Source organism: Brucella pseudogrignonensis (genome assembly GCF_032190615.1).
GTDB classification, from domain to species: domain Bacteria; phylum Pseudomonadota; class Alphaproteobacteria; order Rhizobiales; family Rhizobiaceae; genus Brucella; species Brucella pseudogrignonensis_B.
Genome location: NZ_JAVLAT010000001.1, coordinates 226008 through 247413 on the forward strand (window position 1 = coordinate 226008; position 21406 = coordinate 247413).

Here is a 21406-nt window from a genome sequence, read left to right on the forward strand (position 1 = left end):
GCGCTACATATTCAAAATTCTGCCTCGCGCTCGGCTTCCTGCCGCAACTCAACGAGGCTTTGACACAGTGGAGCTGTTATGTCGAAACCGGTCGTCACCCGTTTTGCCCCTTCGCCCACGGGTTATCTGCATATTGGCGGAGCCCGCACGGCTCTTTTCAACTGGCTTTATGCAAAGCATACGGGCGGCAAGATGCTGCTGCGCATCGAAGATACAGATCGTGAGCGTTCTTCCGAAGCTGCAACGGCCGCCATTCTTGATGGCTTGACCTGGCTTGGCCTCGATTGGGACGGTGAACCAATTTCACAGTTCGAACGTGCACCGCGTCACCGGGAAGTAGCAGAAGAACTCGTTGCGAAAGGCAAAGCCTATTATTGCTACGCAACACCTGAAGAACTCGAAGAAATGCGCGAGAAAGCACGCGCTGAAGGCCGTCCGCCACGTTATGATGGCCGCTGGCGCGATCGTGATCCATCCGAAGCGCCTGCAGGCGTGAAACCTGTTATCCGCATTAAAGCGCCACGCGATGGCGAAACCGTTGTTCGCGATGCTGTGCAGGGCGATGTCCGCTTTCCGAACAAGGATCTCGACGATTTCATCATTCTTCGTTCCGATGGCAATCCAACCTATATGCACGCGGTTGTCGTTGACGATCACGATATGGGCGTTACGCACATCATCCGCGGTGATGATCACCTGACAAATGCTGCCCGCCAGACCGTGATTTACGACGGTATGGGCTGGGAAGTCCCGCAGATGTCGCATATCCCGCTCATTCATGGTGCGGATGGTGCCAAGCTTTCGAAGCGTCATGGTGCACTTGGTGTCGATGCCTATCGTGCGATGGGCTATCTGCCGGAAGCACTGCGCAACTATCTCGTCCGCCTTGGCTGGAGCCACGGTGATGATGAAATCATGTCGACCGAGCAGATGGTTGAATGGTTTGACGTGACCGACATCAACAAGGGTGCAGCACGTTTTGACTTCCAGAAACTGGAAGCCATCAACGGCGTTTATATGCGCGCCAGCGATGACAAAGCTTTGTTCGACGCATTGATCGCCGTATTGCCGGAAATCGAAGGCGGTAAAGAACTGGAAGCGTCGCTTGACGAAAAGGGACGTGCACAGCTTCTGACAGCAATGCCCGGTCTGAAAGATCGTGCGAAGACACTGGTCGAGCTCGCAGATGGTGCGAAGTTTATTTTTGCCAAACGTCCGCTCGCTTTTGATGAAAAAGCAGCTTCCCTTCTCAGTGACGAAGGCCGTGAAATCCTTAAAGGCGTTCTGCCGCATTTAGAATCAGTTGGCGAATGGACTGTTGACGCACTTGATGCAGCTGTTCGTGCGCACGCGGAAACGATTGGCCTCAAACTTGGTAAGGTTGCGCAACCATTGCGCGCAGCACTCACCGGTCGTGCGACATCACCGGGTGTATTCGACGTTCTGTTCGTGCTTGGTCGCGAAGAGTCGCTTGCACGGGTAAAAGATCAAATCGTTTGAACTGTTAGCATTCACGCTGACGTGACAAAACTGGCTTAATTAGACCAAAATACGCATTGCATCGCGAAATCATTGGGATAGTTTGGCGGTCGAAATCGTTTGGATAATGCGTTGAAAAATCGGTTTCGCGCGAAAGTGCGAAACCTGTAGAAGTTGAGAAGACAAGTTATAGAGACGATTAAAATTTCAGCTGCCATGGGCAGCAAAAGTGGACACGAAAGGAAACACGATGTCAGATAAGACAGCTAGCTTTACCCTCGACGGCAAAACGTTCGACCTGCCTGTACGACAAGGCACTGTCGGGCCGGACGTTGTCGACATCGGTCCACTTTACAAAAACGCCCATGCTTTCACCTATGACCCAGGGTTCACCTCGACCGCTTCGTGCGAATCCAAAATCACCTATATTGATGGTGATGAAGGCGTGCTGCTTTATCGTGGCTATCCGATTGATCAGCTTGCTGAACATGGCGACTTCCTCGAAACTTGCTATCTGCTACTTTACGGCGAACTGCCAACAGCGACCCAGAAGGCCGATTTTGATCATCGTGTGACACGTCACACTATGATCCACGAGCAGATGACAAAGTTCTTTAGCGGCTTCCGCCGTGACGCGCACCCAATGGCCGTTATCGTGGGCTGCGTAGGCGCTATGTCGGCTTTCTACCACGACTCGACCGATATTACCGATCCGCATCAGCGCATGGTTGCTTCGATCCGCCTGATCGCCAAGGTGCCAACCCTTGCTGCAATGGCTTATAAGTACCACATCGGCCAGCCATTCATGTACCCGAAGAACGACCTCGATTTTGCGTCGAACTTCCTGTACATGTGCTTTGGCGTTCCGTGTGAAGATTACAAGGTCAATCCTGTTCTCGCTCGCGCTATGGACCGCATTTTCATCCTGCATGCTGATCACGAACAGAATGCTTCGACATCGACCGTTCGTCTCGCCGGTTCGTCGGGCGCAAATCCATTTGCATGTATCGCTGCTGGTGTTGCTTGCCTTTGGGGCCCTGCGCATGGCGGTGCGAATGAAGCAGCGCTCAATATGCTTGCTGAAATCGGCTCTGTTGACCGCATTCCAGAATTCATCGCACGTGCGAAAGACAAAAACGATCCATTCCGTCTGATGGGCTTTGGTCATCGCGTTTACAAGAACTACGATCCACGCGCGAAGATCATGCAGAAGACCTGCCATGAAGTTCTCGGCGAACTCGGCATCAAGGATGATCCGCTTCTCGATGTTGCATTGGAACTGGAACGCATTGCTCTGACCGATGAATATTTCATCGAGAAGAAGCTCTATCCAAATATCGACTTCTACTCGGGCATTACACTGAAGGCTCTCGGCTTCCCAACCGAAATGTTCACCGTTCTGTTCGCACTCGCTCGCACCGTCGGCTGGGTCGCACAGTGGAAGGAAATGATCGAAGATCCTCAGCAGAAGATTGGCCGTCCGCGTCAGCTTTACACTGGTGCGCCAGAACGCGATTATGTACCAACTGCGAAGCGCAAATAGTCATTGAATAAAAGAAAACCCCGGCAAATCGCCGGGGTTTTTGTTTGCCCAAATTTTCTAACGCTTAGCGTTTCCTGCCGTTCTCAGCCAGATCAAGCAGCACTCCCGCTCCGATTTCACCAGAAGGCCGATCAGTTGCCATAATCTTCGTGACCTTATCAAATCCATCAATCTGAGCCTGTCGAGATGCACTCTTCAGCAAAAGCTGTTCGATATAACGCGCCAGATTGCCGGGCCGTACGGATTCATTGAAGAACTCCGGTACTACGGGCTGATCAGCAATAATATTCGGTAGAGCTGCGCTCCAGATCGTAATTCTGGAAATCAGAAACTGACGTGCGAACCAGTCAGCCTTATAGGAAAGAACCGTTGGAATATGCGACAAGGCCAGTTCCAGCGAAACGGTACCCGAAGCGGCCAAAGCCGCATCTGCGCGCGCAAAAGCATCCCACTTGGCTTCATCGCCTGTTACGATTAGCGGTTTAACAGCCCAATCCTTCGAAAGCTCCCGGACCATTTCCTCGATACGCGGCAATGTGGGCAGAATAATTTCGAGTTTTTCAAAGCGCGTGGAAAGCTCTGCAACGGCTTTACCGAATGGCTCCATGAGCATTTCGACTTCACCACGGCGCGAGCCAGGCATCACCAACAAACAGCGTGTATCATCACTCCAACGCGTCAGCTCGAGTGCACGTTGTGCCTCTTGAACCTTTAAAATAGGCTCATAGCTGCTCAAACGATGGCCGACATAAGTCGATTGTGGGCCGTTCAACCGCTTCATCACCTCAACTTCAAACGGCAAAACCGTCAGAACATGATCGACATAGGCACGCATGGCTTTGGCCCGTTGAGGACGCCATGCCCACACGCTCGGTGCGATATATTTGACAATTGGGATTGATGGATCGGCCGCACGAATTTTCTTCGCAACCCGATGTGTAAATTCAGGGCTATCAATCAGCAGCACGCAATCCGGCTTCTCAGCAACAATGCGCCTCGCCGTCTGTCGAATATGTAAAATCAGGCCGGGGAGATTCTTTAAAATTGCACCTAGGCCCATAAGTGCAATCTCATGCGGATCGAAAAACGTCTTCAGTCCGCGCTCACTTAGATGCGCACCGCCGACGCCAATAATATCGACAAGCCGCTCTGTCTGACCACGAAGCGCATCAATCAGATCAGCACCAAGAAGATCACCAGACTCTTCTCCGGCCACGATTGCTATTTTTAATGGCCGGTTTTTTTTGCTCACCCTGTCCTATCCTTTTTGCTTCGACTGATTGTTTCGATAAAGAGGCCCTTTTCATTGGCTGCGGCAATGGTTTCCCCAAGACCCAAAATGAAAGTTCGGCCTGCTTCAATCGCAATTCCCGAAAGTCCTGCTCGTGCAGCATTCTCCACCGTTGATATCCCGATAGCAGGCAAATCAGCGCGCTCATCTTGACGTGGCTTCGCCATTTTAACAAGCACACCACCGAGTTTGGAGATGCGACCGGCCTGACGAAGCTCGTGTACACGCTCGATCATCTGGTCGGTGCCTTCGGCACCTTCGAGAGCCACAACGCGCCCACCAGCAGCGATTGCGCCTTGCCCGACATCGAGCTCTCCGAGGCGAAGCGCTGCTTCCATTGCAAGCGCTATATTTCGTCGCTCGCGAGCGTCGGGCGTCCTACGCGTTATGTTGCGCGGAGGTGTCGGCGATAACAATTCTGGCACAACCTCGTGGGCGCCAATCATGCTAAAACCATAACGCTCAAGCAACCGCATGAAAGCGCGCAGCAGAGCATCATCGCCCTGCCCCAGTGCGATCAGAACGTAGCGCGCGGCCCTCAAAGTCGGAACATTGAGCTTCAAATCACTAAGATGCGGACGATTACGAAGTCCACCGGCAAGAACAACCTGGCTAACGCCAGCGGAACGCATGGCACGAATCAACATGCCAAAATCAATCGCCGCGATTTCCTGATGTTCGTACTCGTAAAGCGAAGCATCCGCTTCGCCCCGCAACGGAAGCACAAAAGGCGGATTTCCATCCGCCTTTAAAGCTTCAGCCACTTTGATTGGCAAAAGACCGTTACCAGCAATGATGGCAGTACGCTTGCTCGTTATAGGACCAGCCCTGCTATCAATCGTCGTCACCGTCATTCATCACTCCACCTACGGATGAACCAAGCGGTGGCGTGCAATAAGCGCGCTTATTTTCCACCATAATGAACGAAATAAGATCAGCTACACCATCGGAACCCGGAAATGCGTCGAGTACATCCTGCGCGCGCTCACGCACCGGCTTGCTGCGATCAAACAGCATATGCACGGCATGGCGCAGATTATGGATATCTTTGCGCTGCATGCCGGAGCGTTTCATACCGATAATATTCAAGCCGCCAAGATAAGCGTGATTTCCGATTGCGCTCCCGTAAGGAATAAGATCGTGCGCAAGAGCTGCCATGCCGCCAACAAACGCATGATGACCAACCCGCGTAAACTGGTGAACAGCGGAACCGCCACCCAGAATAGCGTGATGACCGATTTCGACGTGACCGCCGATCATGACGTTGTTTGCAAAGGTAACGTGATCGCCCACATCGCAATCATGTGCGACATGCGCATAAGCGAGAAACTGACAGTTATTGCCGACGCTTGTGTAGCCGCGACTGCTATCAGACCCACGGTGCATGGTGACACCTTCTCGGATGAGACAATTATCACCAACTGAAAGAGTGGTGGGACCACCCTTATGCTTGCCATTTTGCGGATCGCAACCAAGGACCGCATGCGGATAGACCTTAGCTTTCGCACCAAGACGAACAGCATCGCTGATCACGACATGGCTCATCAGTTCAGAATCATCGCCAATGACGGCGCCAGACTGAACATGACAAAAAGGACCGACGGAAACGCCCTGTCCAAGTTCCACACCCTGCTCCACAAGAGCGGTAGGGTGGATAAAAGTTTCCTTCATTGAGGTACTCACGCCTTTTCTTCGGCTACGCCAACCATAGCGGCGACTTCAGCCTCGGCTACCTTTACGCCATCAACTTCCGCTACGCATTCATATTTAGAAATATTTCCGCGCTGTTTAACCTTCTTCACGTGAAGGTGAAGCTGATCACCCGGAACCACCGGACGGCGGAACTTGGCTTTGTCGATTGTCATGAAATAAACAAGGCTCGGTGCGTCAGAACCTTTGTTAAGAACGGTGATAGCGCCAGCAGTCTGTGCCATCGCTTCAATGATCAGAACGCCCGGCATAATCGGCTTTTCCGGGAAATGACCGGTAAAGTGCGGTTCGTTGATCGTAACATTTTTGATGCCAGTAGCTGATTGATCACCATCAATATTAATGATGCGGTCGATCAACAAAAACGGATAACGATGCGGGAGCGCACGCAAAACAGCCTGAATGTCTGCGGTTTCCAGCTTCTGATTAGCTTCACTCATCAGAGGATTGCTCCTTTCTTGGTTTCCCGATGCTCCGAATATTTGCGATATCGCGGAACCATTGTTTAATAGGTCGAGCAGGGACGCCCCCCCAACGCTCACCATCGGGTATGTCATTCATTACGCCGCTTCCAGCAGCAATCTGCACACGTGAACCGATAACCACATGATCCGCAAGCCCAACGCTACCACCAATCATCGTCTGATCACCAATTACAACACTTCCTGAAATGCCGCAAAGAGCGGCAACAACACAAAAGCGGCCAAAGCGTACATTATGTGCGATCTGAACAAGATTATCGATCTTGGTGCCTTCACCGATGAAAGTGTCGCTTAAAGCACCACGATCAATCGTGGTGTTTGCACCAATTTCCACATCATCCTGAATGATAACGCGACCAAGCTGCGGCACTTTTTCAAGACCACGCGGTCCCGGCACATAGCCAAATCCATCCTGCCCAATGCGAACACCCGGATGCAAAGATACACGGTTTCCGATCATGGCAAACTGAACGGTTACGCCTGGCGCTATATAGCTATCGCGACCAATCTGGCAGCCGGCACCAATAACAGCCGTTGCCGCGATCAGGGTACCAGAGCCGATGGTTACATCTTTGCCAATCGAAGCGCCTGCTTCAATGGTAGCACCATCTTCAATCTTAGCTGTCGGATGAATGAAAGCAGCGGGTGAAACACCCGTTTCACCAAGCCAGCTTTGCGGACGTACCGAAATAGGAAACAGCATCCGGCCAACGGATGAGAAATCACGCTGAGGATATCGTGTAACGAGAACAGCAACATCGGAAGGAACGCTATCAGCGACATCTTCCGAGCATAAAACGGCGGCGGCTTTTTTGCCTGCCAGTGTTACTGCATTCTTCTTGCCATCAACAAAAACAAGCGCATCAGCACTCGCATCATTGACAGAAGACAAACGCGCAACAGCACGCGGTGCAAGCTTCGGGTTGCGAAGGCTTGCACCGGTGAAATCTGCTATATCGCCGATCGTGAGTTCACGAGAAGGCTTGAAGAAATTTGGATCTGCCATCTAAGCACTTTCTTGCCCGGGGCATGTCTGCCCCGGGAAAAGGCAAATCTATTAGAACTTGGTCGAAACGCCGAAGTTGAAATTCTGAACCTTATCGGAATCAGCCTTCGAAACAGGAATCGCATAGTCGAAACGCAGAGGACCAAATGGTGATGCCCACATCAGGCTGACACCGACAGAAGAACGAATCTTCTTGTCGTCGCCAAGAACGGGAACAGGTGTATTCGTACCAGGATATACACCCAAGTTTGAACTGTTCCCATATAACATCGCGGCATCCGCAAACAACGCTCCCCGGATACCAAGGCTATCCGGAATCACTGGCATCGGGAATTGTACTTCAGCTGTTGCATTAACGTAGGTCGTTCCACCAAGCCAATAACGGTTACCATCGGCAGAATCCTGATAAGGACCAATACCATTGAACTTGAAGCCGCGAATGATGTCCGAATTATTCTTGAACATATCGAAGATACGAACACCATCATTACCAAACTCATGGATATAACCACCGCCGACACCCAACATACCGACGATATCAGCTTCCTGAGCGAGTGTTTGATAGTAATTACCCTTGAAGGTCGTCTTGATGTACTTCGCATCACCGCCAAGACCAGCAAACTCCTGATTAAACTTCGCATAAATACCATCATGCGGGTTCTTCATGTCATCTATAGAATTATAGGTGAGGGAGTAACTGATCGATGAACGCAGCCAAGGGCTATTCTCAGCAGCTTCTATCAGCGCTGGCGCATAATAGCCAGCACTGACATCATTGTACAGCTTATACTTTTCCTGCACGAGGTTGTATGCAAGACCAGCCGAGAAGTTATCGGTAATTGGAAGGCCGAAACGAATCGTTCCACCCGTCTGCTCAACATCATAGCGACCACCACTGCTGACGCGGTATGAACGACGGAACACATCAAAACCGGCCGACATGCGGTAGCCGAGGAAGTAAGGCTCAGTGAACGACAGCGCGTAGTTACGCATTGCATCCTGACCAGCACCAGCACTGATACGAATAAATTGACCACGGCCGAGGAAGTTACGCTCGGTGATCGCAGCTTCAACCTGCGCACCCGGAGAATCACCACCAGTCGTATAGCCACCACCGATGGAGAATTCACCGGTCGACTTTTCGACTACATCAACAATCAGAACAACCTGATCAGGCTCTGCACCCGGAGCGGTTGAAACATTGACAGTCTGGAAGAAATCAAGCGCTTCAAGACGACGCTTTGCGCGCTGAACCATGACCTGATTGAAGGCATCACCTTCGTTCATATCGAATTCGCGACGGATGACGTAATCACGGGTCTTGTCGTTGCCACGGATTTCAATGCGCTCAACATAAGCGCGTGGACCCTGATCAACGCTATAAACGACCGAGATCGTGTTGTTTTCGAAGTTACGATCTCCGCGTGGTTCAACTTTCGCAAAAGCATAACCGCTGCCAGCTACACTTTCGGTCATCGCAGTAACCGAGTCTTCAACTTCCTTGGCGCTGTAAGCCTTGCCTGAGCGGGTCTTTACGAGGCCATTGAGCGCCTGCGTATCAACACCGTCAACGGTGCTTTCAACCGACACATCACCGAAGTTATAACGATTACCTTCATCAACATTGATGGTGATCGTGTATTCGTTGGTCGAAGGATCAAGCGTTGCATTTGAAGACAAGACGCGGAAATCTGCATAACCGCGATTGTAGTAGAAGCGACGCAGCGCTTCTTCGTCAGCCTGCAAACGACCTTCATCGTAAACGTCATTACGGGTCAACCACGACAGCGGGTTCGAACGCTTGGTGGAGATGACATCACGCAGACGGCGCGAACCGTAAGCATTATTACCGACAAAATTAATGTCGGCGATCTTGGTGCGGCCACCTTCGGTGATCTCATAGACCACATTAACGCGACCCTGACCCAGATCAACGGTACGTGCATTCACGATCGCATCGCTGCGTCCGATATGCGCATAAGCACCCTTGATGGCTTCCTTATCGGCTTCCATGGTTGCAGCATCATAAGGCGAACGCGCCTTGAGCTGAACAGCTCGTGCCAGATCAGGATCTTTAATCTTCTTGTTGCCCTGGAACAGGACGTTATTGACGACCGAACGCTCATCAACATGAACAACGAGCGTGCTGCCGGACTGGTTGATGCGAACATCAGAGAACAGGCCCATAGCGTAAAGACGCTTTACAGCTTCATCGATGTCATTAGCGTTGAAAGCTTTGCCCGGCTGAATGCCGATATTATCGCGGACCGTCTGCGCATCAACACGCGCGTTGCCACGCACTTCAATGCGATTGACAACAGCAGCATGAGCAGCAGTGACCGATGCAAGAGAAAGCGCAGCCGAACCTGAAGCTACCAGAGCAACTGACATGGCGAGCGCTGAAGCGGCACCAAAGAATTTAGAACTTGCCGTCATGGGCTTTCCGAACCTTCGTTTTTTCTGTCCCCGGGGCGAATTTCCCAGAAATGCACGTACAGATACAACCGTAATAGCCGGTTTTTCTATACAAGCAAGCGTCGCGGTTAAAATCTGTTTACTTAAGCAACCAGCGTGGCATCCGTGCCACGCGATTTAATACTTATGGTAAACAAAACACTACGCTTTTCCAGTCCTCACTCCAAAACTTCATTTCTGATTAACACCTCTACACAGCTTTTGGCCAAAGAGGTGCTTATGCGGTAGAGAGCCTCGCCAAATTGGCAGCGCGACCCGGTTTCCCGTCAATATCCGGGAAGTGATTTAGCAGGCAAAGAGGTCATTGAAAAGTACAAACCCCATGAAGCCCATAACTACGAGGAAACCTACGCGATAAAAAAGCTCCTGCGCACGAACCGATACTGGACTGCCCTTAATCGCTTCCACAGCATAGAAAACCAGATGCCCCCCATCGAGCGGCGGCAGTGGAAACAGGTTCAAAAGCCCGATACCAATGGAGAGCATGGCAGTCAGCTGGATAAGCCAGTCAAAGCCCTGACTAGCAGCCTTACCAGCCATATTAGCAATCTTCACCGGACCACCAAGCTGACACTTGTCTTCACGGCCAACTGCGAACCGCTTAAAAAATTCACCCGTGCGGCTAATAATGTGACCAGTTTCTATAATGGCCTGCCCCACTGATTCGAGCGGTCCATACTCAATACGTCGAAAATTACCGACCGCTTGCGTCGTTTCAACGCCGATAGCGCCCATTTTAATTTTGTTGCCAAGTGGGTCTGTGCGTTCGACAAGGGATGGCGTTGCCTTAAGGTCGACCATGTTACCATCACGCTCAACGGTAAAGTGCAACTCATCACCCGAGCGACCAGACACAATCCGCTGCACGTCTGAAAATGTCGTAACTTTCTGACCTTCCACGCTGATAAAACGGTCGCCCGGCTCAAAACCTGCTGCAGCCGCAGGGCTATTCGGCTGTACGCCAGCAACAAGCGGATCAGCAATCTGCCGACCATACATTGCGAAAAATACGCTGAAGATGACGACAGTAAGAATAATGTTGAATGCAGGGCCTGCAAAAACGGTCGCCGCACGCTTCCAGACGGGCTGTCCCGGGAACGCTCTGCTCTGCTCATCAGCAGAGAGCTTTGAAACATCAACGTCGACCGGCGAGCTTGTGGCGTCTTCATCGCCGATGAACTTCACGTAGCCACCAAGTGGAATCGCCGAAAGTTTCCAGCGCGTACCATGTTTATCGGTAAAGCCAATCAGCTCTGGGCCGAAACCAATGGAAAAAGCGCTTGCGCCAATGCCGCACCATCTACCAACCAGATAATGCCCCATCTCATGCACAAAGACGACAACTGTCAGAACAAACAGAAATGGAATTATGGTTCCCACAAGCAGACTTTCGCTGCCGATAAAAAAGGCGAGAGCCTCCTGCAAATTACCACTCCTACAAATTTACGCGCGGTCAAAAACTAAAGAAGATAGCTGATGGCACATCGGGTTCTGCCATAACTGCACCGAATAGATATAAAAGCGCTGCTGCTGCCACCAGCCCATCAACGCGATCCAGCACTCCGCCATGTCCCGGCAGGAGACGGCCCGAATCTTTTGCACCAAACTGTCGCTTTACCCACGATTCCGCCAAATCGCCGATCTGAGAAATGATGGACAACAACAATGCCAATAATGGCACAATCCAACTACCTGGCGCAGCAACAAGCGATGCAACCAGAATACCACCGGCAACTGCTGCAGCTGCTCCGCCAAGCGCACCGGACCATGTCTTATTCGGCGAAAAGCGTGGTGCAAGCTTAGGGCCACCTAAAGCGCGCCCATTGAAATAGGCTGCAATGTCGGTCGACCAGACAACGGCGAAAAGAAAACAGATAGCTGTAAAGCCAAACGGCTCATCGCCACGCAACAGCGAAAGCGAAATTGCAGAGAAACCCGCGTAGAAAAGACCTGTTGCAGGCCATCCGCGGCCATTCTTCCACTGTGTAACCAGGAGGACAATCGTACCTACGGCCAACACGCCAATCGTAAGCAAGGCACCGCGATCAAGAATCAGAAGAATAGACGTTAGGATTAACCAGCCCCAGCCAAACAGGCGGGAAAATGTCGTCTGTTTCGTCCCAGTCAGCTCCGTCCACTCGTAAAACATCGCAAAACCGATAGCGATTGCAAACAAGGTGAAACCCAGCCCGCCAACCCAAGTGAGCCACAGAGCAACAGTTCCAAGAACAATCGCGGTCAGAATACGAGTTTGCAGATTTGACATTGATACCTTTCGATAAAGCGGTCGAGCCGCATCACACAGCTGCACCATTGTTCGAAGGGCATGCATATTCTTCGGATTGTTCAAGGATGTCTACGCCACCAAAACGACGTTCGCGCTGGCGAAAGACTTCATAGGCGCCTTCAAGATCAGCTGGCCTGAAGTCGGGCCAATGTCCCGGAACAAAGAGAAACTCGGCATACGCCGCCTGCCAGAGCAAAAAATTCGATAACCGCATTTCACCGCTGGTGCGGATGATCAAATCAGGATCGGGAATGCCAGCCGTATCAAGATTGGCGGAAATCAAATCAGCCGAAATAGATGATGGGTCGAGCAAGCCCGCAGCGACATCGCGCGCCAGACTTTTGACGGCTCGTGTAATCTCATCACGCGAACCATAATTGAAGGCGATGATCAGGTTTAGTCCGGTGTTCTGCCGCGTGAGTGACTCGGCCTCACCAAGCAAGCCACAAATATCTTCCGCTAATCCATCGCGCTCACCAATAATCCGCACACGGACATTGTTGCGATGAAGTTCAGCAAGGTCGCGCCGGATGAAGAGCTTCAGCAATCCCATGAGATCGCCAACTTCACCGCTGGGGCGTGACCAATTTTCGGAAGAGAATGCAAAGAGAGTGAGATAGCCAAGGCCGCGATCACCCGCGCCCCTCACCGTCTCACGCAAAGCTTCGACGCCGGCCCTATGGCCAGCGCTACGCGGCAAACCACGCGCCTTAGCCCAACGGCCATTACCATCCATGATAATGGCTATGTGGCGCGGATCAGACATGTCGAAGCTCCCCTTGATGGAAAATCACGTCAGGCCTAAACCTGCATGATTTCTCCTTCTTTGACCGAAACGATCTTGTCCATTTCTGCAATGGTATCGTCAGTCAGCTTCTGTACCTTTTCCGAGAAGCCGCGGCTGTCATCCTGGCTGATCTCACCGTCTTTTTCGAGCTTCTTCAACGTATCCATACCATCACGGCGAACGTGACGCGCAGAAATACGGCCCTGCTCTGCATATTGGTGAGCAATCTTGACCAGCTCTTTACGGCGCTGTTCATTCAGCTCAGGAAGCGGAATACGCAGCGTCATACCATCGGTAATTGGGTTAAGACCAAGACCAGAATCACGAATCGCGCGTTCAACCGCACCAACCATTGTCTTGTCCCACACAGAGACTGACAGCATGCGCGCTTCAGGCACTGTAATATTGGCAACCTGATTGATCGGCATTTCTGAACCATAGGCCGTAATCGTGATTGGTTCGAGCAAGCTTGCAGAAGCGCGGCCCGTACGCAGACCACCAAGGTCGTGCTTAAGGGAATTGATCGCGCCTTCCATGCGTCGCTTCAGGTCGTTGATGTCAAAAACATCGCTCATGCAGATTCTCCTTCAGTGCTTGGCAAAAACAACGATCATTTATCGGAAACGATCGTGCAGCGTCCCTTACCTTGCAGAATTTCGGCCAAACCGCCGCTTTCATGGATAGAATAAACTATTATCGGAATGTTGTTCTCACGCGCAAGGGCAACTGCCGTGGTATCCATGACAGCCAGTCCGCGATCCAGAACTTCCTTATGGCTAAGCGCATCGAAACGCGTCGCTGTCGGGTCTTTCTTCGGATCGGCAGTGTAAATACCGTCAACCTGCGTACCCTTCAACAGCGCATCTGCACCAACTTCGGCCGCGCGCAGTGCAGCAGCAGAATCGGTCGTAAAGAACGGGTTGCCCGTGCCGCCTGCAAAGATCACAACCTTGCCCTCATCCATATAGGCAGTGGCCTGCCGTTGTGAGAAGCTCTCGCAGATTTCAGGCATCGCTATGGCAGAGAGAACAACAGCGTCCACGCCAATCTTGTGCAATGAGGTACGCAGCGCCAGCGAATTGATCACCGTTGCGAGCATGCCCATATGGTCGCCTGTCACGCGGTCACCGCCCTTGGAAGCCACCGCCACACCGCGGAAAATATTACCGCCACCGATGACAACGCCGACTTCAACCCCCAGTGCACGCGCCTGCTTAATATCATTGGCAATGCGGTCGGCAACGGAGACGTCGATACCAAACCCCTGATTGCCCATTAATGCCTCACCCGAGGCTTTTAGCAGAACGCGTTTATAGGCGACCTTAACGGACATGGAGAGTTCTCCGCAGATAGTGATCAATGAATAATAGAGGTTGCGATACACGAAGGGCACCGCGTTGTCACGCGATGCCCTTCATAATCAAAGCATTTTCAGGTGAAAAGACGAATTAGCCCTTGGCAGCAGCAGCAACTTCAGCAGCGAAGTCACTTTCTTCTTTTTCGATGCCTTCACCGAGAGCGATACGTGCAAAGCCAGTGATCTTTGCAGGCGCGCCAATCGACTTTTCGGCTTCTTTAAGAGCAGCTTCAACAGTCAGATCTGGGTTGATGACAAAAGCCTGCGAAAGAAGAACAACTTCTTCGTAGAACTTGCGCATACGGCCTTCGATCATCTTTTCGATGATTGCATCTGGCTTGCCCGATTCACGAGCCTGCTCGATGAAGATCGCCTTTTCGCGTTCTGCAGCAGCTGGATCAACGTCAGCAGCCGTCAGAGCGAGCGGGTTGATAGCAGCAACGTGCATTGCAACCTGACGACCGAATGCGCTTGCAGCTTCTGCGTCACCGTCGGTTTCGATAGCAACGAGAACGCCGAGCTTGCCGAGACCGTCAGCAACGCCGTTATGAACATAAGTAGCAACTGCACCCTTGGAAACTTCAAGAGCTGCCGAACGACGGAAGCTGATGTTTTCACCAATGGTTGCAACTGCGTCTTTTGCAGCCTGCGTAACGGTCTTGCCGTCAATGTCTGCTTCAGCAACTGCTTCGGACGAACCGTCAGTCTTGACAGCTGCGTTTGCGATCTGACGAACGAGTTCCTGAAACGCGTCGTTACGTGCAACGAAATCGGTTTCGGAGTTGACTTCAACAACAACAGCCTTGTTGCCGGAAGCTGCAACGCCAACCAGACCTTCAGCAGCCGTACGGCCCGCCTTCTTGTCAGCCTTTGCCATGCCCTTAGCGCGCAGATAATCAACAGCGGCTTCGATGTCGCCATTGGTTTCAGCAAGCGCTGCCTTGCAGTCCATCATGCCTGCGCCAGTCAGTTCGCGGAGTTCTTTAACCTGTGATGCGGAAATGCTCATTGTGTCGCCTTTCACGAAAGCGAAGGCACACCGGATGGGTGTGCCAACTTTTAACCGACGCTGATTGCGTCGGAATGAATGAAGTTATCCACCCGTCATGTGACGGATGGATGAAAATCATAAGCGCTGATTATGCGCCTGCAGCCGGAGCTTCGAGAGCTGGCTCAACAGGAGCCTCTACCTGCGCACCAACGTCGATACCCATAGCGCCCTGCTGACGTGCAATGCCGTCAAGAGCAGCACGAGCGATCAGATCGCAATAAAGCGAAATAGCGCGAGCAGCATCGTCGTTGCCTGGAATTGGGTAGTCGATCTGGTCTGGGTTACAATTCGAGTCGATGATCGCAACAACTGGAATGCCGAGACGCTTGGCTTCCTGAATAGCAATCGCTTCCTTGTTGGTATCAACGATGAACATAAGGTCAGGAACCGAGCCCATGTCCTTGATGCCGCCGAGAGCGCGGTCAAGCTTTTCGCGTTCGCGTTCGAGGTTCAGGCGTTCCTTCTTCGAGTAGCCCTGAGCGTCGCCAGCGAGAATTTCGTCGAGCTTGCGCAGACGCTGGATCGAGTTTGAAATCGTCTTCCAGTTGGTCATCATGCCGCCGAGCCAGCGTGCATTAACATAATACTGAGCCGAACGTGCTGCAGCATCAGCAATGATGTCAGAAGCCTGACGCTTCGTGCCAACGAACAGAACACGACCGCCGCGAGCAACAGTGTCTGAAACGAGCTTCAGAGCATTGTGCAACAGAGGAACGGTCTGCGACAGATCGAGAATGTGGATATTGTTGCGGTCGCCATAGATGTATGGAGCCATCTTTGGGTTCCAGCGGTGAGTCTGGTGACCGAAGTGAACACCAGCTTCAAGAAGCTGACGCATGCTGAATTCAGGCAATGCCATCTGTATTTTCCTTTTCCGGTTTAACCTCCACGGGCTGAGGCGATTGCTCGCCACCGGAGGCTGAGGCCGGATTTCTCCCGGCAAAAGCCCAATCCCGTGTGTGGAATAGGCGCGCTGTTAAACCAACACGCCGATAAATGCAAGTCTTTCGCTAATTATAACGCATTTGGCTCTGGCTAGTGCATCACTTGCAATCTGCATTTGTGGCATTGTCATCATAAAGATCAAGTTTAACCAGCTTGCCGCGCATCGAGAAATCACCATAGTCCATCGTCAGATCACGGGTGATGCCATTTTTGTAAAGCTTGAAGTTGATACGATAAATCGGCAGGCCATCCTGCTTTTCCTTGTCGTCGAAGTATGAAATCGTCACCGGCCAGACATTGTCCTTTGTGAACTTGCCCATTGCCTTGGTTTCGTCGTTCTTGGCTTCCTGCTCTTTACCGACAACAACAGTGGTCGCAACAACACGATCTGCATCTTCGGAAGCATCATAGAGTGTCGTCTGATAGAATTTTTCGCCAGCCGTCGCTTTCGCGATCAACTCTTCCATATGCGTTGTAGGGAACTGTGTGGCTTTTAGATCAAGCTTGTCTTCTTTGGGCTTTGACAATGCGACAACAGTTTTCCCGCCTTCAACCTTGGCATCACCACGCACTTCCTTAACCAGTTCCTTGTCAACAAAAGTCTTATTGGCAAAACGGAAGTCCTTTCCGTCAGCGCTCTCAAAACTTGTCGTCTGCTGATCGGTCACACGCTGTGGCTGCTCATCCATGTCAATACGCGTTACAAAACGGAAATTCGTCGTATAGCCTTCACATGCAGAACCATTGAACTCATAGACCATGCGCCCCGTCAGTCCACTAATCCCCGACTTCTCATCCGCACGATCCAATGTGAGATCATAAACGGCGCGATGCGGAATCAGCGACACCGTCGAGGCAGCATTGGCAACGCCACCCCAAACACAAACTGCCGCTCCACTTGCCACAAACGCCATTCTGAAAAAATGCATATAAGAATCTCCCGAACTGTTGAGCAGCATGATAAAAAAACTCGTGGCGGAAGCGAGGCAAAAAACGCACCTTTCCCAAAAGCTTCACCGATTCTATCTATTACGGCACTAAGTTAGCAAGGATTAATGGAATGACCGACACCATCGACAGCCGCCTGCAAAATTTGGGTATAACTTTGCCGGAAGCTGCGGCACCGGCTGCGAACTACGTACCTTTCGCACAAACAGGCTCGCTGCTGCTGACTTCAGGTCAGCTTCCATTGGAAAATGGCAAGCTTGTTCATACCGGCCAAATCGGCGATGCGCTTACGGTCGCCCATGGTCAGGCTGCGGCACGCGCCTGCGCAGTCAACATTCTCGCACAAGCGAAAGCAGCGCTTGGTGATCTGAACAAGATCAAGCGCATCGTAAAGATCACCGTGTTCGTTTCCTCGACAGCTGATTTCGTTGAACAGCATCTGGTTGCCAATGGCGCATCTGACCTGCTCGTTGCCGTTCTTGGCGATGCTGGCAAGCACGCACGTTCGGCGGTCGGCGTCGCAAGCTTGCCGCTCAACGCCCCAGTTGAGATCGAAGCCATCATCGAGGTTGCATAATGTCATCCCCTGAATGGCTCAAAAAACAGCCGATTGCACATCGCGGCCTCCACGACCTCAACAATACACGCTGGGAAAACACGCTTGCTGCATTTGCAGCAGCTGCAAAGGCGGGCTTTGCCATTGAGTGTGATGTTCACCTGACCAAAGACGGCGGCGTGATCGTTTTTCACGATGACGATCTTGAACGCCTCACAGGTCAGAAGGGCCGCATCAGCGATCTGACGCTTGCAGAAGCAACCGCTCTGAAAATTGGCGGTACAAATGACCACGCGCCATCGTTGCGCGAAATGCTTGATCTGGTTGCCGGTCGTGTTCCGGTTGTGATTGAGCTAAAAGGCATCGAAGGTCGCGATGACGGTCTTGTCGCAGCAGTTGCCAATGAATTAGCCGGTTACAAGGGCGAAGCTGCAATCATGTCATTCGACCATCATCTGGTTCGACTGTTTGCAAGCGATGCACCGGGTATTCCGGGCGGACTGACAGCCGAAGGCACACAGATGAAGCACTTCGAAGCGCATTTCTCAATGCTCGCGCATCAGATTTCCTTCGTATCCTATAATGTGCATCACCTGCCAAACCCATTCGTCAGTTTTGTGCGCGAAAAGCTCAATCTTCCGGTCATCAGCTGGACAGTACGCAATCCTGAAATGAAAACGCATAGCGATCAGAACGTGGATCAGATCACCTTCGAAGGCTTTGATCCACGCACATTGGTCTCCTAGCAGGATACTTCGCCATGAATGACGACGAAAGGCAGACTGAACAAAGCTTCGCTCTCCGGATCGTTGAAAGCGTTGGCGAATTTTCTGAATACGAATGGAACCGCCTTGCGGGAGCTTGCCCGCAAGGCGGAAATTACAATCCGTTTATTTCCCGCGCATTTCTTCTGGCTCTGGAACAATCAGGCTCAGTCTCTCAACAGGCTGGCTGGTTACCGCACTTTCTGCGGTTGGAAGATCATGAAGGCTATTTGATCGGCGCTGTTCCCAACTACTTAAAAGGCCATAGTCAGGGCGAATATGTCTTCGATCATGGCTGGGCAGATGCTTTTGAACGCGCAGGCGGACGTTACTACCCCAAGTTTCAAGCCTCTATTCCGTTTACGCCTGCAACCGGTCCGCGTTTGCTTCATCATCGGGAGTTTGAGCCAGAAGCTATTCAGGTTGCGCTCGCGACGGGGCTGCGGCAACTCACTGATCAAACAGGCGCTTCTTCTGCTCACGTTACATTCGCGCCTCAGACCGAGATTTCATCGCTCGAAGCAGCCGGATATCTGCATCGAACGGATCAGCAGTTTCACTTTATAAACAATGGCTTTTCTAATTATGATGATTTTCTGAACGAGCTTGTGTCAAGAAAACGAAAAGCGCTCAAAAAAGAACGCCGAGAAGCGGTTTCAGAAGGCATCGAAATCGACTGGCTGACGAGCAAGGAGCTGACGGAATCGGTTTGGGATGACTTTTATGAATTCTATATAGATACAGGGAGCCGCAAGTGGGGCCGCCCCTATCTCAACCGCAAGTTTTTCTCGCTGATTGGCGAGAGCATGGCCGACGATATTCTGCTGGTCATGGCGAAGCGTAATGGTCGTTACATTGCAGGCGCGATCAACTTCATCGGCAGTGACACGCTTTACGGTCGTCACTGGGGCTGCATTGAGGATCACCCCTATCTGCATTTCGAGGTTTGCTACCACCAAGCAATCGATTTTGCGATTGATCGGAAACTGAGTGTTGTCGAAGCCGGAGCGCAAGGTGAACACAAACTTGCGCGTGGCTATGTGCCTGTTACGACCCATTCCGCGCATTACATTGCGCATGAAGGTTTCCGCCGCGCTGTCAGCGAATATCTGGTACGTGAGCGACGAGAGGTCGATTATATCCATGCAGCACTCGAAGAGCACTCGCCTTTCAAGCACACATGAATACCCTGATAATTGATTGAAATGGAGAACAGCATGTCCGCCACCTATGATGACAACAACATCTTCGCAAAAATCCTGCGCGGCGAGATTCCTTCAACGCGCGTCTATGAAACGGATGATGTTGTGGCATTCATGGATGTCATGCCGCAAGGAACCGGCCATACGCTTGTTGTTCCAAAAGCACCGTCACGCAACCTACTTGATGCAAAGCCGGAAGCGCTCGCAGAAGCCATCAAAGCCGTGCAGAAAATAGCCAATGCCGTCAAGAAGGCTTTTGTCGCGGATGGCGTCACTGTCATTCAGTTCAATGAACCGGCAGCAGGACAAACCGTTTACCACCTGCATTTCCACGTCATTCCGCGTTTTGAAGGCGTGGAACTGAAACCGCACACCGGAAAAATGGAAGACACCGCTGTTCTTACAGCAAATGCTGAGAAAATCCGCGCAGCACTTTGATAAGAAACCGCTTTATAAGCTTAGAAGCCCTGTGACGAGCAGGGCTTCAGTCACGACAATTCCGACAAGTAAACGCTTTCCAGCAATGAGATAAGCAAAAAAGCCCGCCGCTGCCGATCCGACACGCAGCCACATGGGCGAGTTGGCAAGCTCCCCGTTCGGATAAAGAATGAGCTGCGCAATAACGCCCGCAACAAGTGCCGTAGCGACACAGCGCACGAATACCAGCGCTTCAGAATCTTCGCGGACCCTGCCCCCGACAATCACGCCCATCACGCGGAAAACATATGTTGGAAGAGCGCCTGCAAGCAGGATAAACAGAAGCGGCCACCACCAATCGGAGTAACTATCCCAATTCATAGAACAGGCTCCTTTGGATTGCGCGTACGGTGAAAGGCAAATGCGATTACGCCCCCACAACGCCAGTCATCAGAAGGTCATAGCCCGGCGCAAACTGGTGGAAGATCGGGAAAAGCACGATGCCCGAAACCATGGCAATCTGCCCTGCCCGCTCACGCGCCGAACGCCAAAGTGAAGTGAGAAAATACATCGGCGTGAGCATGAAAAGAGCCGCAAACACCACCGGTGGAAATGACGCCGACAGCGTATATACCAAGGCGACCACAAGCGCGTTCGTACCGACGAGTACTGTGCCAATTCCTGCAAAATAGCTGGTTCGCATATTGCGCGGCACATTACGCAGCTCTTCCATTGCCATAACCCAGGCCGTCACCGCCACAAAATGACAAAGGGCAGCAAGTGTCAGCTTGCGTGTTTTTGGGCCTTTTAACTCCGGTAAGAGCGCCACCACCATTGGCATCAGACGAACAGACGACAAGCCGACAGCCAAGGCCGCTGCGGGGATTGATGCCCCGGCACTGATCGCACCAATGAGTACCACCTTGGCGGGTAGAGCCCAGATGGTCAGGGTCATGAAGACAGCCTGTCCAACCGTTATGCCGCTTTCAATCGCCAGGCCGGAAAAGCCGATAAACGAACTCATCAGCAAAATGGCAGGTACGCTCACAATCCGGCGTGTACCACGCAAAAACCAGCCAAGATGGCCAGACTGTTCAGGCGATGAT

21 protein-coding genes and 1 pseudogene are annotated in these 21406 nt (G+C 51.9%); 6 read left to right on the plus strand and 16 right to left on the minus strand.

Annotated elements, in window-relative coordinates; translation table 11 throughout:
• Positions 1-78 precede the first annotated feature (78 nt).
• Both gltX and gltA read left to right on the plus strand, forming a co-directional pair.
• Positions 79-1500 carry a glutamate--tRNA ligase gene (gene gltX / locus RI570_RS01090; RefSeq protein WP_313826573.1) on the plus strand — a complete coding sequence of 474 codons (1422 nt, stop codon included), beginning with the start codon at positions 79-81 and terminating at the stop codon, positions 1498-1500.
• Between the two features lie 229 nt (positions 1501-1729).
• Entirely contained in the window at positions 1730-3022 is a 1293-nt protein-coding gene (gltA, locus tag RI570_RS01095; RefSeq protein WP_313826574.1) for a citrate synthase, read from the plus strand.
• A 64-nt stretch (positions 3023-3086) separates the two neighbouring features.
• On the opposite strand, the gene lpxB is transcribed toward gltA, so the two are convergent.
• From lpxB to eipB, 14 genes are all read right to left on the minus strand, one after another.
• Entirely contained in the window at positions 3087-4274 is a 1188-nt protein-coding gene (gene lpxB, locus RI570_RS01100) for a lipid-A-disaccharide synthase (RefSeq protein WP_313826575.1), read from the minus strand.
• Positions 4271-5167, minus strand: coding sequence for an LpxI family protein (locus RI570_RS01105; RefSeq protein ID WP_313826576.1), 897 nt, complete (start codon positions 5165-5167; stop codon positions 4271-4273). The genes lpxB and RI570_RS01105 overlap by 4 nt, the downstream gene beginning before the upstream one ends.
• Entirely contained in the window at positions 5148-5984 is an 837-nt protein-coding gene (gene lpxA / locus RI570_RS01110) for an acyl-ACP--UDP-N-acetylglucosamine O-acyltransferase (RefSeq protein ID WP_313826577.1), read from the minus strand. Before lpxA ends, RI570_RS01105 begins: the two co-directional genes overlap by 20 nt.
• Before the next feature lie 8 nt (positions 5985-5992).
• Positions 5993-6463, minus strand: a complete 471-nt coding sequence (gene fabZ, locus RI570_RS01115; protein WP_310010015.1) for a 3-hydroxyacyl-ACP dehydratase FabZ — start codon at positions 6461-6463, stop codon at positions 5993-5995.
• On the minus strand, positions 6456-7511 hold the full coding sequence (gene lpxD / locus RI570_RS01120) for a UDP-3-O-(3-hydroxymyristoyl)glucosamine N-acyltransferase (protein ID WP_313826578.1): 1056 nt from the start codon (positions 7509-7511) through the stop codon (positions 6456-6458). Before lpxD ends, fabZ begins: the two co-directional genes overlap by 8 nt.
• Before the next feature lie 51 nt (positions 7512-7562).
• Positions 7563-9947 carry an outer membrane protein assembly factor BamA gene (gene bamA / locus RI570_RS01125; RefSeq protein ID WP_313826579.1) on the minus strand — a complete coding sequence of 795 codons (2385 nt, stop codon included), beginning with the start codon at positions 9945-9947 and terminating at the stop codon, positions 7563-7565.
• A 324-nt stretch (positions 9948-10271) separates the two neighbouring features.
• Complete coding sequence (gene rseP / locus RI570_RS01130; protein ID WP_313826580.1) at positions 10272-11411, minus strand: RIP metalloprotease RseP; 1140 nt, start codon at positions 11409-11411, stop codon at positions 10272-10274.
• 28 nt (positions 11412-11439) lie between these two features.
• A complete protein-coding gene (locus tag RI570_RS01135; protein WP_313826581.1) occupies positions 11440-12252 on the minus strand; it encodes a phosphatidate cytidylyltransferase in 813 nt (270 codons plus the stop codon).
• A 31-nt stretch (positions 12253-12283) separates the two neighbouring features.
• On the minus strand, positions 12284-13039 hold the full coding sequence (locus tag RI570_RS01140; RefSeq protein WP_313826582.1) for an isoprenyl transferase: 756 nt from the start codon (positions 13037-13039) through the stop codon (positions 12284-12286).
• Between the two features lie 35 nt (positions 13040-13074).
• Positions 13075-13635, minus strand: coding sequence for a ribosome recycling factor (gene frr, locus RI570_RS01145; protein ID WP_313826583.1), 561 nt, complete (start codon positions 13633-13635; stop codon positions 13075-13077).
• A 35-nt stretch (positions 13636-13670) separates the two neighbouring features.
• Positions 13671-14393 (minus strand): UMP kinase, encoded by a 723-nt coding sequence (gene pyrH / locus RI570_RS01150; protein WP_313826584.1) that lies wholly within the window; start codon positions 14391-14393, stop codon positions 13671-13673.
• A 115-nt stretch (positions 14394-14508) separates the two neighbouring features.
• Complete coding sequence (gene tsf / locus RI570_RS01155) at positions 14509-15426, minus strand: translation elongation factor Ts (protein WP_313826585.1); 918 nt, start codon at positions 15424-15426, stop codon at positions 14509-14511.
• A 130-nt stretch (positions 15427-15556) separates the two neighbouring features.
• The gene (gene rpsB / locus RI570_RS01160) at positions 15557-16327 is read right to left on the minus strand and encodes a 30S ribosomal protein S2 (protein ID WP_313826586.1); all 771 of its coding nucleotides are present in this window, start codon (positions 16325-16327) and stop codon (positions 15557-15559) included.
• 184 nt (positions 16328-16511) lie between these two features.
• The gene (gene eipB / locus RI570_RS01165; RefSeq protein ID WP_313826587.1) at positions 16512-17342 is read right to left on the minus strand and encodes a cell envelope integrity protein EipB; all 831 of its coding nucleotides are present in this window, start codon (positions 17340-17342) and stop codon (positions 16512-16514) included.
• Positions 17343-17473: 131 nt separating this feature from the next.
• On the opposite strand from eipB, the gene RI570_RS01170 reads away from it, so the two are divergent.
• The 4 genes from RI570_RS01170 to RI570_RS01185 are packed head-to-tail and all read left to right on the plus strand — an operon-like array spanning position 17474 to position 20321.
• The gene (locus RI570_RS01170; RefSeq protein WP_313826588.1) at positions 17474-17938 is read left to right on the plus strand and encodes a RidA family protein; all 465 of its coding nucleotides are present in this window, start codon (positions 17474-17476) and stop codon (positions 17936-17938) included.
• Positions 17938-18663, plus strand: coding sequence for a glycerophosphodiester phosphodiesterase (locus RI570_RS01175; RefSeq protein ID WP_313826589.1), 726 nt, complete (start codon positions 17938-17940; stop codon positions 18661-18663). Before RI570_RS01170 ends, RI570_RS01175 begins: the two co-directional genes overlap by 1 nt.
• 14 nt (positions 18664-18677) lie before the next feature.
• Positions 18678-19865 carry a GNAT family N-acetyltransferase gene (locus RI570_RS01180; RefSeq protein WP_313826590.1) on the plus strand — a complete coding sequence of 396 codons (1188 nt, stop codon included), beginning with the start codon at positions 18678-18680 and terminating at the stop codon, positions 19863-19865.
• A 33-nt stretch (positions 19866-19898) separates the two neighbouring features.
• Positions 19899-20321, plus strand: coding sequence for an HIT family protein (locus RI570_RS01185; protein WP_313826591.1), 423 nt, complete (start codon positions 19899-19901; stop codon positions 20319-20321).
• Between the two features lie 12 nt (positions 20322-20333).
• Here RI570_RS01185 and RI570_RS01190 read toward each other — a convergent pair whose 3' ends face one another.
• Positions 20334-20681, minus strand: a complete 348-nt coding sequence (locus RI570_RS01190) for an AzlD domain-containing protein (RefSeq protein WP_313826592.1) — start codon at positions 20679-20681, stop codon at positions 20334-20336.
• Positions 20678-21324: pseudogene (locus tag RI570_RS01195) on the minus strand (AzlC family ABC transporter permease). Before RI570_RS01195 ends, RI570_RS01190 begins: the two are co-directional and overlap by 4 nt.
• Positions 21325-21406: the final 82 nt, after the last annotated feature.

Excerpts from the sequence above, each read along its gene's own strand:
- gltX (WP_313826573.1), top strand. The coding sequence starts at position 79 with ATGTCGAAACCGGTCGTCACCCGTTTTGCCCCTTCGCCCACGGGTTAT.
- gltA (WP_313826574.1), top strand. The coding sequence starts at position 1,730 with ATGTCAGATAAGACAGCTAGCTTTACCCTCGACGGCAAAACGTTCGAC.
- RI570_RS01105 (WP_313826576.1), bottom strand. The coding sequence starts at position 5,167 with ATGACGGTGACGACGATTGATAGCAGGGCTGGTCCTATAACGAGCAAG.
- lpxA (WP_313826577.1), bottom strand. The coding sequence starts at position 5,984 with ATGAAGGAAACTTTTATCCACCCTACCGCTCTTGTGGAGCAGGGTGTG.
- fabZ (WP_310010015.1), bottom strand. The coding sequence starts at position 6,463 with ATGAGTGAAGCTAATCAGAAGCTGGAAACCGCAGACATTCAGGCTGTT.
- lpxD (WP_313826578.1), bottom strand. The coding sequence starts at position 7,511 with ATGGCAGATCCAAATTTCTTCAAGCCTTCTCGTGAACTCACGATCGGC.
- bamA (WP_313826579.1), bottom strand. The coding sequence starts at position 9,947 with ATGACGGCAAGTTCTAAATTCTTTGGTGCCGCTTCAGCGCTCGCCATG.
- RI570_RS01135 (WP_313826581.1), bottom strand. The coding sequence starts at position 12,252 with ATGTCAAATCTGCAAACTCGTATTCTGACCGCGATTGTTCTTGGAACT.
- RI570_RS01140 (WP_313826582.1), bottom strand. The coding sequence starts at position 13,039 with ATGTCTGATCCGCGCCACATAGCCATTATCATGGATGGTAATGGCCGT.
- frr (WP_313826583.1), bottom strand. The coding sequence starts at position 13,635 with ATGAGCGATGTTTTTGACATCAACGACCTGAAGCGACGCATGGAAGGC.
- pyrH (WP_313826584.1), bottom strand. The coding sequence starts at position 14,393 with ATGTCCGTTAAGGTCGCCTATAAACGCGTTCTGCTAAAAGCCTCGGGT.
- tsf (WP_313826585.1), bottom strand. The coding sequence starts at position 15,426 with ATGAGCATTTCCGCATCACAGGTTAAAGAACTCCGCGAACTGACTGGC.
- rpsB (WP_313826586.1), bottom strand. The coding sequence starts at position 16,327 with ATGGCATTGCCTGAATTCAGCATGCGTCAGCTTCTTGAAGCTGGTGTT.
- eipB (WP_313826587.1), bottom strand. The coding sequence starts at position 17,342 with ATGCATTTTTTCAGAATGGCGTTTGTGGCAAGTGGAGCGGCAGTTTGT.
- RI570_RS01170 (WP_313826588.1), top strand. The coding sequence starts at position 17,474 with ATGACCGACACCATCGACAGCCGCCTGCAAAATTTGGGTATAACTTTG.
- RI570_RS01175 (WP_313826589.1), top strand. The coding sequence starts at position 17,938 with ATGTCATCCCCTGAATGGCTCAAAAAACAGCCGATTGCACATCGCGGC.
- RI570_RS01180 (WP_313826590.1), top strand. The coding sequence starts at position 18,678 with ATGAATGACGACGAAAGGCAGACTGAACAAAGCTTCGCTCTCCGGATC.
- RI570_RS01185 (WP_313826591.1), top strand. The coding sequence starts at position 19,899 with ATGTCCGCCACCTATGATGACAACAACATCTTCGCAAAAATCCTGCGC.
- RI570_RS01190 (WP_313826592.1), bottom strand. The coding sequence starts at position 20,681 with ATGAATTGGGATAGTTACTCCGATTGGTGGTGGCCGCTTCTGTTTATC.